This is a genomic window from Paenibacillus popilliae ATCC 14706 (assembly GCF_000315235.1).
GTDB classification, from domain to species: Bacteria; Bacillota; Bacilli; order Paenibacillales; family Paenibacillaceae; genus Paenibacillus_B; species Paenibacillus_B popilliae.
Map to the genome: position 1 here is coordinate 1 of NZ_BALG01000014.1, position 13,253 is coordinate 13,253.

Consider the following 13,253-nt stretch of genomic DNA (forward strand, 5'->3'; position numbering starts at 1 on the left):
GCGTATAGTGGCAAGTTTAATGTTCGCATACCGAAGACTCTTCATCGCCAACTCGCGGAGCAGTCGGAGCGCGAAGGCGTATCGTTAAATCAATATGTGCTGTACAAATTGAGTCGCTGATTATTCAGCGGCTTTTATTTTTCGACAAAGGATGATTCAGTGAATATTACTTACGGGGACATTATACAACTGGGGCGACACCGCCTAGTGTGTGGTGATAGCACAATCACAGAGGATATAGACAAGCTTATGGAGGGGCGTAAAGCGGACATGTGTTTTACCGATCCGCCTTACACAGCTTTTGGTAGCAGCACAGGATTAAAAAATGTGGTAGACACAAAAATGATAGAGCCGTTTTTGCGCGCGACACTGAGCAATTTAAAGGACGCAGTCAAAGAGTTTGGACACCTCTACATCACGTGCGACTATCGCACATACCATGCATGGCGCAACTGGGCTGACAAGATATATCTGCCGTTAAAAAATATAATTGTATGGGTTAAGGCAGAGGGTGGAGGGTTTGGCTCCAATTACACCAACTGCCATGAGTTTATTATGTTTTATCATAGGGAGCCGGATGCAAACAAAATTGCATCTCATGCACGGCGAAATGGTATCAAAACCATTTTAGGCAAAGGAAACGTATGGCGGTTTAATAAAGTTTGCCGGAAATTGAGCGAGAAACTCCACAACGCCGAAAAGCCGCTACAGATGGTAGTGGGGGCTATCCAAAACTCTAGCGAGCCAGGCGATGTGGTGATTGATTTTTTTGGCGGGTCGGGCACAACATTAATAGCCTGTGAGCAGACGGATCGTACCTGCTACATGATGGAGATTGACCCGGATTATTGCCAGACTATCATTGAGCGCTGGGAAAAAGAGACCGGAGGTAAGGCAAGGATTATAAGTCGTTGACAGTATGCGGCAGGATAATGTAAAGGTTGTGTTGGGGAGATTGGGACGGCGTAAGCCAAAGGGAGATAAAAAGCATGGCACTAAAAAAATTCTGCCGCAAGACAGGATGTAACAATCTAACCACTGATATATATTGCGAAGCCCATAAGGTGAGTAGATATAGCTATGACAAGCATCGAGAATCGGCAGCCAAGCGTGGATATGACCATAGATGGCGTAAGGGACGATTGAAGTTCCTACAGAAGCATCCACTGTGCAAACATTGCTTTGATGCTGGCAAGCTCACAGGGGCAACAGTAGTTGACCATATTTTACCGCACAAAGGAGATAGGAAACTATTTTGGAACCGCAAGAACTGGCAAGGTCTTTGCGATTCGTGCCACAGCGTGAAGACAGCCAAGGAGGACGGGGGATTCGGTAATGGATTACACAACGATTGCAATTAAGATTGCCTTAGTGATCCTAATAGTAATCAATGCTCGCTATTTGGAAAGGCAAATAGATTCTCGCAATTATGGATAGGCAGCTAGAACAACAGTAATCACAGCTTTGCTCATAGCATCATTCATAATCTAAGAGGCCATAGCGCTCTTGAAGTGTTGTACCCTCCCTGAGCGTGTCCACGCCCTGAAAAGGGGGAGGGGGTAAAATCCTTGGGGTCCTTTTGGCTATAGACCGCGCGGGAGATTATTCGCGCAAAAATTCGTTTTATGAAATTTCGGGAGGTGAACCCTTGTGGGACGGAACTCCAAGCCGATTGGTTTGCACCTCGCAGAGGGGAATCCGAACCGACTTACGAAAGAGCAAATTAAGCAGCGTCAGGAGGCAGAAATTAAACTCGGAAAAAGTGAACTCGACAAGCTGAAACCCCCGCCGTTCATAAAGAACGACGTAAATGCATATTCTTGCTGGAAGCATTACATGAAAGAGTATAAGGAAGCTGCAAAGCAGGGTATTGACCTTCTCACGACATCGGACGTGGGGCTATTGGCGATGTATTGTAAGACTTATTCAGAGTACGAAAATCTACTCAATCAATATCAAAAACTTGAAAGAATAGCAATCAATCAGGATGTTTTTAAGGAATATATGGAAGGGATTCTAAAAATCGATACGGCGATCAACAAGAAAATGGACATGCTCCTCAAAATGCAAGATCGTTTATTTTTGAACCCTCTTGCTAAAGTCAAGAATGTGCCGAAGCCGAAGGAAAAAGAAAAGCCGCCAAGCAAATTTGGTAAGTTTGGGGGCGGGCGTGGTGTCTAGCTCGCAGGTTTATCCGTATAATTCTGTCACTGAGTTAGACCGGGTGACGGCATACGCCAAAGAAGTTGTTTCGGGTAGGATCGTAGCTGGCGAAACGCAGCGGCAGGCATGTTACCGGCATTTAAGAGACTTGGAACGGCAAGGATCAAAGGAATTTCCGTACGTTTTCGATCCGGTCAAAGCTCATGAAATTATAGAATTTGCTGAGTCTTTGACGCTTGCGGAGGGTGAAGAGCCAGAACCGTTGAGATTGTGGGGCTTCCAGGACTTCATTTTCGGTAGTTGGAATGGCTGGTTGAATGAAGATGGATACCGACGTTTCAGAACCAGTTACGTCCAAGTAGCTCGACAAAACGGTAAATCTCTAGGGAATGCTGTCCCGGCGCTATATTACGGCAATTTTGATGGGTATAACTATCCTCAAATATATTGCGCTGCGACAAAAGAGGATCAAGCGCGCATCGTGCTGAAGGAATGTCTGAAATTCATTAACGCCGATCCTGAATTAGGCGGAACGAAGTATGAAGAAGGCTTATTCACTTCAAAAGAGTATAAAAGCACGATTCTTTGCAATATAACTCGCGGTGAGATAAAAGCAATCGGGCGTGACACGGATACTATCGACGGATTTCGCCCGTATTTTGCTTCTGTCGATGAATATCACAAGCACAAAACCAATCAAATGTACAAGCTGCTGACAGGTGGGCAGCGTAAACTTAAGCAGTGCCTTACTTCGATTATTACTACGGCTGGATTCGATCTGAACCTTCCATGTTATGAAGAATATGAGTACGGCAAAATGATACTCGCTGAATTGCATGAAGATGAAACACACTTTGTATTCATTTGCGAACTTGATAAAGGCGATGACATTTGGAACGAGGAAAACTGGCCGAAGGCTAACCCTTTATGGACAGAAGAAACCTTGACGAGCTTAAGGACGGATGCGATTAAGGCGAAGAAGAAGCAAGGAGCCGACCTTCGAGATTTCATGACCAAAGGTCTGAATATCTGGGTACAATTCGCAGACGATCAGTACATGAACATGGAGCATTGGAAAGCTTGTGGATCCGATACAACTATCGAAGTTATGGAAGGGCGCGAGTGTTATTTAGGATTGGATCTTTCATCTGGAGGCGACTTGACTTCTGGCGCACTGGAATTTCCATTTGATGAGAACGGAATAAGGAAATATTACATTCATTCACACAGCTTTATGCCGGTCGCACGGGTAGCGGAACATATCCAAACAGACAACGCGCCATATGATATGTGGATTAGGGACGGACTTATTACCGTCACTGAAACGCTTGGCGGTGTAAAAACGGATTACAAGTACATCATAACCTACTATCGTGATCTTATTAAAAAATACAATCTCAAATTAAAAGGCATCGCATATGACCCTCATAATGCAGATGCTTTTTTGCATGATCTCGAAGAATTTGGTGTAGATTGCGTTGAGATTGTGCAGAGCGCACGCAGTCTTAATGATGCTACTGTGGATTTCCAACTAGAGGTTGAAGCTGGAAACATTATTTATGACAAGCGGAACAAGTTACTGACGTGGAGCATGACAAACGCGAAGAAGGTCAGTAATAGTTTTGGGGAAATAAAGATAGACAAAGATCCCAAAGCAAAAACAAAACGTATTGACCCTATTGACGCAGTGATCGATAGCCATAAATTAACTTTGTCACTGGTTGCGAAATCAAATAGATCAATATTTGAAGAAAGGGGGCCGCGCTCGCTATGAAAAAGGTGAAAGTTAGAGAGGACACAATCAAGGAAGCTTTCTTAATTGTTGGATTCTTGGGTTTTAGTTGTGGAGTATGGATGATCTATCCGCCTGCCTCTCTTATAATCGGTGGAGCCTTAATGATGTGGCTTGGATATCCATCGAGGACAAGGAGGGAAGGATAGTTGGGAATTTTAACAAACCTTGTTTCCCGAAAAGGGGAGTATTCTTTTGACGACTTTACAAATGACATCAGAAAGCGATTATATGGAGGGAAAAATGCAACAGGTGTTGATGTCAATGAAGACACGGCGTTACGTTTCATAACTGTTTTCAGTTGTGTGCGTGTTCTGGCCGAAGGAGTGGGATCGCTGCCACTCTTTGTCTATAAGAAACGAAGAGGTGGAGGTAAGGACAAGGCCGATGACCATCCAGTTTATAACTTGTTGCATGATTTGCCAAACGATGAAATGACCTCCCAGAGTTGGCGCGAGGCCATGATAGGACACCTTGCAACATCGGGAAATTGTTACTCAATATTGACGAGAAATCAACGCGGTCAAGTGCAGGATATATATCCTGTCAGTTGGATGGATTGCAGGCCTGAAAGGAATAAGTATACCTCTAAGATTGAATATCACATAAACGACCGTGGGAAGTCTGAGGTTTTCCCAGCAGAACGGGTATTTCATACCCCGGGTTTTGGATTCGATGGAATACAAGGATACTCACCAATAAGAATGGCTACTGAAGCAGTAGGTATAGGAATGGCTTCGTCGGAATTTACTGCCCATTTTTACAAAAATGGTATGAATATAGGCGGAGTCTTAGAGCATCCGCAAGCACTATCAGATGCGGCCTATGCTCGATTGCAGGAGTGGGTAAATGAGAAAGGTGTAGGCTTAGGAAACTCATGGAAGCCATTTATCTTAGAGGAAGGGATGAAATTCGCCCGGATTCCAATGCCGTTTGTGGATGCTCAGTTTATTGAAACCCGCAAACTCAACCGTGACGAAATATGCGGGTTGTTCCGTGTACCTCCGCATATGGTAGCTAACCTTGAACGAAGCACGAATAACAACATTGAACATCAAGGGATTGAATTTGTCATGCATACCTTGATGCCTTATTTGACACGTATCGAGCAAACGGCCAACTGGAAGTTATTCACGGAAGCAGAAAGAGAAGCGGGGTATTATGTTAAGTTCAACGTGGACGGGTTGCTTCGTGGGGATTACAAGAGCCGACAAGAGGGCCTCGCAATTCAACGACAAAATGGAGCTCTTAACGCTGATGAATGGCGTGAAATTGAAGACAGAAACCCTATCGAAAATGGCACGGGGAAACTTTATTACGTAAATAGTGCCGCAATTCCTTTAGGAACTACCGATCAGACTTCGGGAGGAGGTGAATAAATTGGCAAAGGTTAGCATAAAGGGTGTTATTGTATCCAACGATGAATATGAAATATATGATTGGTTTGGTATTGAAGCTGTTTGTCCTAACAAAGTCATGGAGCAAATTGAAGCAGCAAATGGAGAACCTCTTGAGGTTGACATTAACTCTGGTGGTGGTGATGTATGCGCAGGATCAGAGATTTACACGGCCCTGAAAGAGTACAGAGGTGATGTCACGACAAGAATTGTCGGGTTAGCTGCTAGCGCCGCTTCTGTTGCTGCAATGGCTGGCAAAAAGGTTGTTATCTCTCCAACGGCGCAAATGATGATTCATAATGTTTGGTCGTGGTCGCGGGGTGACTACAGGGATCATCGCCATGAGTCTGGGGTGCTGGAGAATTGCAACAAGTCCATAGCTAACGCTTATATTCTGAAGAGCGGGATGCAACAGGACGAAGTGCTGGCATTAATGGACGAGGAAACTTGGTTTACAGCACAACAGGCGCTTGAAAAAGGGTTGGTTGATGAAATCATGTTCGAAGACAACAGCACCCCTAAATTGGTGGCAAGTGTATACCATACGCCAATGCTACCGAATTCCGTTATTGATAAGGTTAGAAATGAGCTTATAAAAAATAGGCAATCAAAAAACGAACAGCCACAAGAAACAGAGCGGTCCGCAAAGGTTCCGCTTTCTTTATTGCAAAAAAAATTATCTCTACAAGGGAGAATGATGAATCGATGAAAAAACAACCACGTTTCACACTTAATTTGCAGCTATTTGCTGGTGAGTCGTTAGCTGAACTTATGCAAGCACGAGCAAACATCTACGATCAACAAAAAGCGATTTTAGACACGGCAGAAAGTGAGGGTCGTGGTCTGACGCAAGAAGAAGAAAGCCAGTTTCAAGCACTTGAAAATCAATTTAATGAAGCAGATCGAAAAGTAAAAGAGGCTGAAGCAAGAGAAGAGCGCGCTGCAGCCATGACAGCAAGAGGAGAGGAATTGAATAGCGTTCAAAATACGCCATTCCGCCCCTCCGCCGTAGGCGGTGCGCCAGTACAGATCGCGCCTAAAGATGATGGTGGGTTTAAAAATCTCGGTGAATTAGTACACGCTGTCCGATTTGGGGATCCGAAAGGGCGTCTTGGCGAGTTGCCGGTAGGCCAGGGACAAGGCGGAGGCTACGGCGTGCCAGAAGCATTTCATGGTCAGTTACTGCCAAGTTCGACGCGAAACGAATGGAGCCACGGGGATGGAGCTAGCGGTGGTTATGCTGTTCCGGAGCAATTCAAGTCGGATATTCTATCGCTCCGTCCTGAGTCGGCAATTGTCCGCTCCAGGGCTAATGTACTACCTGCTGGTGATCCTCCTGACGCAAAAATCACTATGCCGGCGCTCGATCAAGGGAGCAAAGGTGTATATGGTGGAGTGGAAGTGGCGTGGATTGAAGAAGGAGCGAATAAGCCTGAAACGGATGCAAAATTGAGAGAGGTTACATTGCAACCACACGAAGTAGCTGCAACAACAGTTATCACGGATAAATTGTTACGTAACTGGGCAGCGGCTAATACGTTCATTAGCAATTTACTACAGAGTGCAATGCTGGCAGCGGAAGACATTGCTTTCTTAACTGGAACAGGGGCAGGCAAACCTACAGGCATTTTGGGAGCCGCCGGCGCCCTTGTTGTCAACCGTGAAACTGCAGAACAGATTTCGTATTTGGATACGCTAAAAATGCGAGCGTCATTGCTTCCTGAGTCCGTGGCGGGCGCGGTTTGGGTGGCCAATCTATCTACATTACCTCAAATTGCAACATTAAAGGATCCTGCTGGGAATTATATCTTCATTCAAGGTGACGCTACAAAAGGCATCCCTTCAACTCTTGGAGGAATGCCAATAATGTTTACTGGAAAAATTCCAACATTAGGTAAAAAAGGCGATTTGATGTTGCTTGATCTATCTTACTACCTGATCAAGGATGGATCCGGCCCATTCATTGCCGCATCCGAGCACGTTTTATTTAGACAAAATAAGACGGTAATCAAGGTGTTCTGGAATGTGGATGGTAAGCCATGGGTAATTGAGCCACTGGCGCTTGAAGACGGCGCAACAAAGGTTACTCCGTATGTAATTTTGAGCATTCCGAAACTTTAATAATCTCAAGATTAGGCCCAAAAAATTGATTATTCGGGCCTTATTCCTTTGAAAATGGGGTGATATTTTGGCACAAATGGCGAAATGCCAAGTGATTTCAGCATTTGTTGATCGATTTACGGGAGAAGAAGTACAGCCTGGGACGACATTTGAGGCAACGCCTCAGCGAGCGCAACGACTATCGGCGGCGAATGTGATTGGCGAACAAGAGATAGGCGAGGAAAATGCAGAAGTTCCAGAGACAAACGTCGCCGCTGAAGAGGGAAGTACCAAGAAAAACAAAAGCAAGAAACAGCAAACTGCGGAACCTAGCGCTAAACCTGGCGGTGATGAGGATGTTGGCGAGTCTAAAGAAAGCTAAGGGGTTTTTGGGCATATCTGAAGAAGACGTATCTCAGGATATTGAACTACTCGCAGTGCTGAAAGCGGCATCGACAGCCATTGAACAGAGGACCAAACGGAGTTATGAATACAAGTTATATCAACAGACGTTGAACGGTTCGGGAACGCAGTTTCTCCAACTGCGAAATTACCCCATCCATTCCGTCCCTTTGCTTAAAGTGGAGGGGATAGAACAGGGGATCGAATCGTTCACAATCGAATCAGAAAACGGCATGTTATTCAAGCGTTCGGGATGGCCACGAGGCTCCCGGAATATTGAGGTAGAGTACACCGCAGGGTACATTTTGCCAAGCGATGAGACGGGTGCAGAGCCTGCAACGCTCCCAGAAGACATACAACTTGCTTGTATTTTGTACGCCTGGATAATGCTCCGGGATCCTGTCGTGCGATCGGAGCGGGTGGGCAATATCAATGTGACGTATGCAGATTTTGACGCCGACGGGCGTTTGCCGGGACCAGTAGCCGCATTAGTCGCTCCATATGTGGGGCGGTGGGTCTGATGGGCCGGAAACGGACGCGCTACAGGCGCGCTAACGTTGAGGTGACGCAAAGCATGGATTCCGCCGAGTTAATCACTCGGCTCCTGCCGCTGAGGCATAAGGAGATCCACATCGGGATGCAAGGCGACGAGGAGCTAGCGCTCGTCGCGGGCGTTCACGAGTACGGCTCCGCAAAAATGAATATCCCGGCGCGCTCTATTATTGGCGCTGGGAAGAAGAAGGCGCAGGCGGCCATCGGCAAACTAGTGCGGGCTGGCGTCACGCAGATCGCGCTCGGCCGAAAGGGTGCCCAGTCGCTGCAAACAGAAATTGGGGAACTGGGGCTTGACAGGATGTTGAAAAACTTTGACCGCATCAAGCAACCGGCACTATCCCCGATTTACGCGCGCCGCAAGAGTGGAAATAAGCTGCTGATTGCTGACGAGGACTTACGTAACGCATTGACATATACAATCGTGAGCAAAGAGGGGAGATGACCATGCGTTTTAATTTGGGTCGCATCGTGCGCAAATACGCGGTACCGTATACGCTGATTCGGCAGGGAGAGGGGCATTACGACTCGGTCGGAGTATATCACGATTCCGAGTCGATACAGACGGTGCTGCATGGGTCTATACAGCCGCTGGGCGATCGCCTGCTGCAACTCGACGGCGGGCGGTACAGCGAGGATGACCGGCAGCTATTTACCACGTATCGGCACCAAAACGGCGACATCATCGAACATCAGGGTCGACAGTACACGGTGGATGCGGATGACAATTGGACGGCCTACAGTGATGTTAACGAGTACCGACTAAAACGGGTGAGCACGCATGATCCCGTTTGAGCAAATACGCCAGGTGATGGTGGAGGGACTAACCGCTCATCTGGGCGTGCCGGTCATCGAGATAGATGGCAAGGGCAAGGTGCCGCCGTATCCGTTTATGACCTACCATTTTGTTGACGAGGGCAGCCCAAGCGGGCATATGGCCGTGCAAGTGGTCGGGGACAAGCTGATCCAGTCCGGCACGGTATCGCTCAGTGTATCGTTTCAGAGTTACGCCCGGAGTCGTTTGGAGAGCGTCAATCAGGCTAACCGGGCGCGGGATTGGTTTGAGACGGACGGGCATTGGCTACTCAAGGATAAGGCTGGCACGGTTGTGGTCGAGGTCGGGTCATCTCAAAATCATGACCTGCGGATCGGCAATGAGTGGGAGCGCCGGAACGGTTTTGAGGTCGAGTTGCGGACGACAAACATGATCGAGCAAGATTTACAGCCGATAGATACGGCTGATGTGAGAGGAGATGGAACCGATGGCGAAAGACGTAAAAGTAATCATCGACATTGAGCGCCCAACGCCGAAATTAGGCTTCGGCAAGCCGCTGATTTTGGGCGAGAGTGCGACGGGGGCGGCCTACAAGACCTATGCTGACCTGGCGGGCGTCAAGGCGGACTATCCCGAGACGACGGAGGTCTATAAGGCGGCGTTTGCATTGCTCAATCAAGGAGATAACTCGCCGGCCGAGATTGCGGTCATGTGCCGGAAAACTGAGGGAAAGGGACAAAAGCTGTCAGAGGTACTTACGGAGGCATTTACAAAGGATTGGTATTTCCTAGTTTCCACGTGTCATGACCTTGAAACGGTTGGCAAGATTGCGGTCGCTGTCGAACAGGACAATTCACGCCAGTTTTTCACACGCTCCAATGATCTGGCGGGTGTCAATATGTTGCGCGGCGCGGGATACAGCCGGACGACGATCATCTATCATAAGGACATCGGCAACTATCCGGAGGCCGCCTGGGTAGGCCGGACGGGGTCGGCCGCCGTCGGAACTGCGACGTGGAAATTTAAGACGTTGACCGGCATTACGCCGCTGCCGCTCTCAAATACCGAGCTCGCGGCCGTACACACTGCAGGGGCTAACGCATATGTAACCAAGGCTGGCGACAACGTAACCAGCGAAGGTAAGACGCTGTCCGGTGAGTATATCGACATTATCCATGCCAAGGATTACGTCAAATTTAGCATTGAACATGGCGTGCAAAAGCTGCTCAACTCAGCGCCCAAAGTACGGTATGACGACACCGGGATTGCTCAAATCGAGAGTGTCGTCCGGACGGCGCTGCAGCGGGCGTTTAATCAGGGCATCATCGCGACAGATTCGGATGGCCAACCGCTATTTGGCACTATTTTTAAGGCACGCGCGCAGGTCGATCCGGCCGATAGAGCTACTCGCAAGTATAGCGGCGGCGAATTTTGGTTTGAACTGGCTGGAGCTATCCACGAGACGACGATCCGTGGCCAAATTAGACTATAAGGGAGGGGTATAGATGGCACAAACAACAACCTTTGACGCTAAGTCAGTCACCGTGACGGTTGACGGCGTTTACTTGACTGGTTTTTCCGAGTCGATGGTCGAAATAGAAAAGGACGAAGACAACTATGAGGTTAAGGTCGGCGCACAAGGCGACACCGTCCGTACCAAGGTCAACAATCCGCTGGGGACGATCACCGTCACGCTGCTGCAGACCAGCCCACAGGTAGCCTATTTGGACAAACTGGCCAATACGGGGCAACTTGTCCCGATTTCGGTCATTAACGCTGGGCCGCCGAAAGAGTCTGTCACCGTGACAGAGGCCTTTATCAAAAAGCCAGCGTCCCGGTCATACGGGAGCGAAGCAGAGGATCGAGAATACGAGTTTCAATGTTTGGACATGCGTTTTGATTAAATTAAAATACACGAAAAGGACTGATTATAATGGCAAATATGGCAAATTTCAAACAAAAAAAGTTCATGAGCAAGTCGGGCAAGGAGTATGTGTTCCAGCATCCAGGAGTGCGCGCTGCCACCAAGATTACAGACCGCGTCAAAAACAAGCACGGGATTCCGTCGGATGAGCGATTGGCTGAGGAAATGCTACAGCACGTTGTTGTAGAGCCAAAGTTGCGTATTGATGACTTTGCATCCTACCGGGAGCTGGGTGAGGTTGTCGGGGCGGCGTTTGCTTTTGTCACCGGCCAGGATGAGGATGACGCAGATGGCGATCAGCAAGCATGAGGCCAAAGAGCGAGCGCGGCGCAATTGGGCGCAATGGCGTTTGCTCCTTAGCGACATATCCATTACGTATAGTGACCTTAACCTGATGGATGACGACGACATCATGGAGGCCAATGCGGCGCTGGATATTCATATGGAAGTTTTAAAAAAGCCAGAAAAGTGAAAATAGGCGTCCTTTACGGGGCGTCTATTTGTTTTTGGGGGGTGTGGCGGGTGGCAGGCGGCATAATCGACAATCTGATGTATGCCATTGGTTTTAGAGTCAACACCAGGGGTTTGCGGGGTGCAAATAGCCAGATAGCTACATTGACCAAAAGTGTGATTGGCCTTGGGTTGGCCGCATCCACGGCGGCGATCGGTATCGGTGTAGCAGCCATATCGGCCGCCTCAAACTTCGAGCAATCAATGGCTGATGTACAAGGGGCAACTGGTGCGACGGCCGAGCAGATGGAGGCTACGCGAGAAATCGCTAAAAGTCTGTACTCGCAAAACTTTGGGAAGGACTGGCAGGACTTAGGGAGCGCCATATCAACCGTCCAACAAGTGACGGGGCAAACTGGTACAGAGCTGGAGAAGACGACGCACAAGGCCTTTTTGTTGAGGGATCAATTCGGTTTTGAGATCCCGGAGTCCATTAAGTCCGTGGATACAATGATGCGCCAGTTTGGCATCACGTCTGACCAGGCGTATGACCTATTGGCCCAGGGCGCACAAAAAGGGTTAAACAAGTCTGACGAGCTGCTAGATACGGCCAATGAGTATGCTAACCAATTTAAGGCGCTTGGTTTTAATGCCGAAGAAATGTTCGACATGTTTGCAGCCGGATCTGAAAAGGGCGTTTTCCAATTGGATAAGGTAGGGGATGCGGTCAAAGAATTTAATATCAGGGCAAAGGACGGAAGTAAGTCAACTACCCAAGCCTTTGAAGGTCTTGGCCTAAATGCCGAAGCCATGATGCAGACCTTCGCCGGTGGCGGCCCCGAAGCTAAGGCGGCATTTAGCCAAATCATACAAATGATTGCTGATGTTGAGGATCCGGTCAAAAAGAATGAAATTGGCGTCGCGCTGCTTGGAACGCAATTCGAGGATCTTGAGACAGTCGTTGTCGAGAGTATGGGCGAGGTCGCGAGTCAATTTAAAGCGACGGGTTTAACCATGTCGGAACTCAATAAAATAAAGTTTAACGCGCCGGGCGAAGCCTTTTTGATTTTCGGGCGGCAAATAGAAACCGGCATCCTTATCCCGATAGGCGAAAAGCTTTTGCCATACCTGACCCAATTTTCTCAATGGTTGTCTGATCACAAGCCGCAAATCGTGGCTCTGGGGCAGACGATTGGAGATTATATCGGCCAGGCATTAACGACGATTGCCGAAAAGGCGCAGGAAGTTTACTCCTTCATTTCGGATAATTGGGGGACAATCAAGGAAACGGTTATCGGGTTAGGGACGGCGATCATCGCACTGAAAGCATCTTTTGCAGCAATGACAATAGTCGGAACCATAACCAGGCTATTCCGGGCATATCGTGCGGGTACGCTACTTGCCACTGCGGCGCAAATGGGGCTAAACTTAGCGATGCTGGCTAACCCAATGACATGGATCGCTATAGGAATTGCCGCAGTTATCGCAGGCATTGTGTTACTGATACGCAATTGGGATACAGTTAAGGCAGCGATAGCACGGTTTTGGAATTGGACAAAGGCTGTGTTTGGTCGGATAGGCGCTTGGTTTAGTCAACGGTTTACCGAGGCAGTCAACGGTATAAAATCAGCGTGGTCGACTGTCATTTCTTGGTTCGGCAGCTTGTGGGAAGGCATAAAAAATGTCTTTATGGCGGTA

At 48.1% G+C, this 13,253-nt stretch carries 19 protein-coding genes; all 19 read left to right on the forward strand.

Annotated elements, in window-relative coordinates:
• A partial coding sequence (locus tag PPOP_RS00800) for a toxin-antitoxin system HicB family antitoxin (protein WP_042226876.1) occupies nucleotides 1-120 on the forward strand: 120 nt, incomplete at its 5' end.
• A 39-nt stretch (nucleotides 121-159) separates the two neighbouring features.
• Nucleotides 160-915: a DNA-methyltransferase gene (locus PPOP_RS00805; protein WP_006284072.1), complete on the forward strand. Its 756-nt coding sequence runs from the start codon at nucleotides 160-162 to the stop codon at nucleotides 913-915.
• A gap of 74 nt (nucleotides 916-989) precedes the next feature.
• Nucleotides 990-1,361 (forward strand): HNH endonuclease signature motif containing protein, encoded by a 372-nt coding sequence (locus PPOP_RS00810; RefSeq protein ID WP_006284073.1) that lies wholly within the window; start codon nucleotides 990-992, stop codon nucleotides 1,359-1,361.
• A 289-nt stretch (nucleotides 1,362-1,650) separates the two neighbouring features.
• On the forward strand, nucleotides 1,651-2,181 hold the full coding sequence (locus PPOP_RS00815; RefSeq protein ID WP_006284074.1) for a P27 family phage terminase small subunit: 531 nt from the start codon (nucleotides 1,651-1,653) through the stop codon (nucleotides 2,179-2,181).
• A complete protein-coding gene (locus PPOP_RS00820; RefSeq protein WP_006284075.1) occupies nucleotides 2,174-3,937 on the forward strand; it encodes a terminase large subunit in 1,764 nt (587 codons plus the stop codon). The genes PPOP_RS00815 and PPOP_RS00820 overlap by 8 nt, the downstream gene beginning before the upstream one ends.
• A complete protein-coding gene (locus tag PPOP_RS23235) occupies nucleotides 3,934-4,104 on the forward strand; it encodes a hypothetical protein (protein WP_199898925.1) in 171 nt (56 codons plus the stop codon). The genes PPOP_RS00820 and PPOP_RS23235 overlap by 4 nt, the downstream gene beginning before the upstream one ends.
• Nucleotides 4,105-5,334 (forward strand): phage portal protein, encoded by a 1,230-nt coding sequence (locus PPOP_RS00825; RefSeq protein ID WP_006284076.1) that lies wholly within the window; start codon nucleotides 4,105-4,107, stop codon nucleotides 5,332-5,334. It abuts the gene before it with no gap.
• Complete coding sequence (locus PPOP_RS00830; RefSeq protein WP_234399634.1) at nucleotides 5,327-6,061, forward strand: head maturation protease, ClpP-related; 735 nt, start codon at nucleotides 5,327-5,329, stop codon at nucleotides 6,059-6,061. Before PPOP_RS00825 ends, PPOP_RS00830 begins: the two co-directional genes overlap by 8 nt.
• Nucleotides 6,058-7,473, forward strand: coding sequence for a phage major capsid protein (locus PPOP_RS00835; protein WP_006284079.1), 1,416 nt, complete (start codon nucleotides 6,058-6,060; stop codon nucleotides 7,471-7,473). The genes PPOP_RS00830 and PPOP_RS00835 overlap by 4 nt, the downstream gene beginning before the upstream one ends.
• Nucleotides 7,474-7,540: 67 nt before the next feature.
• Nucleotides 7,541-7,834, forward strand: a complete 294-nt coding sequence (locus tag PPOP_RS00840) for a hypothetical protein (protein ID WP_042226879.1) — start codon at nucleotides 7,541-7,543, stop codon at nucleotides 7,832-7,834.
• A 7-nt stretch (nucleotides 7,835-7,841) separates the two neighbouring features.
• Entirely contained in the window at nucleotides 7,842-8,375 is a 534-nt protein-coding gene (locus PPOP_RS00845) for a hypothetical protein (protein ID WP_234399635.1), read from the forward strand.
• A 53-nt stretch (nucleotides 8,376-8,428) separates the two neighbouring features.
• Nucleotides 8,429-8,851, forward strand: a complete 423-nt coding sequence (locus tag PPOP_RS00850; RefSeq protein WP_234399636.1) for a hypothetical protein — start codon at nucleotides 8,429-8,431, stop codon at nucleotides 8,849-8,851.
• A gap of 2 nt (nucleotides 8,852-8,853) precedes the next feature.
• Nucleotides 8,854-9,201: a hypothetical protein gene (locus PPOP_RS00855; RefSeq protein WP_042226880.1), complete on the forward strand. Its 348-nt coding sequence runs from the start codon at nucleotides 8,854-8,856 to the stop codon at nucleotides 9,199-9,201.
• Entirely contained in the window at nucleotides 9,188-9,703 is a 516-nt protein-coding gene (locus PPOP_RS00860; protein ID WP_006284085.1) for a phage neck terminator protein, read from the forward strand. The genes PPOP_RS00855 and PPOP_RS00860 overlap by 14 nt, the downstream gene beginning before the upstream one ends.
• Nucleotides 9,669-10,673, forward strand: coding sequence for a DUF3383 family protein (locus PPOP_RS00865; protein WP_006284086.1), 1,005 nt, complete (start codon nucleotides 9,669-9,671; stop codon nucleotides 10,671-10,673). The genes PPOP_RS00860 and PPOP_RS00865 overlap by 35 nt, the downstream gene beginning before the upstream one ends.
• Before the next feature lie 13 nt (nucleotides 10,674-10,686).
• Entirely contained in the window at nucleotides 10,687-11,085 is a 399-nt protein-coding gene (locus PPOP_RS00870; protein WP_006284087.1) for a phage structural protein, read from the forward strand.
• A 29-nt stretch (nucleotides 11,086-11,114) separates the two neighbouring features.
• Complete coding sequence (locus PPOP_RS00875; protein WP_006284088.1) at nucleotides 11,115-11,414, forward strand: hypothetical protein; 300 nt, start codon at nucleotides 11,115-11,117, stop codon at nucleotides 11,412-11,414.
• Nucleotides 11,395-11,577 carry a hypothetical protein gene (locus PPOP_RS00880; RefSeq protein WP_006284090.1) on the forward strand — a complete coding sequence of 61 codons (183 nt, stop codon included), beginning with the start codon at nucleotides 11,395-11,397 and terminating at the stop codon, nucleotides 11,575-11,577. The genes PPOP_RS00875 and PPOP_RS00880 overlap by 20 nt, the downstream gene beginning before the upstream one ends.
• A 50-nt stretch (nucleotides 11,578-11,627) precedes the next feature.
• Nucleotides 11,628-13,253, forward strand: a 1,626-nt coding sequence (locus tag PPOP_RS00885) for a phage tail tape measure protein (RefSeq protein ID WP_042226882.1), incomplete at its 3' end; no start/stop codon positions are given.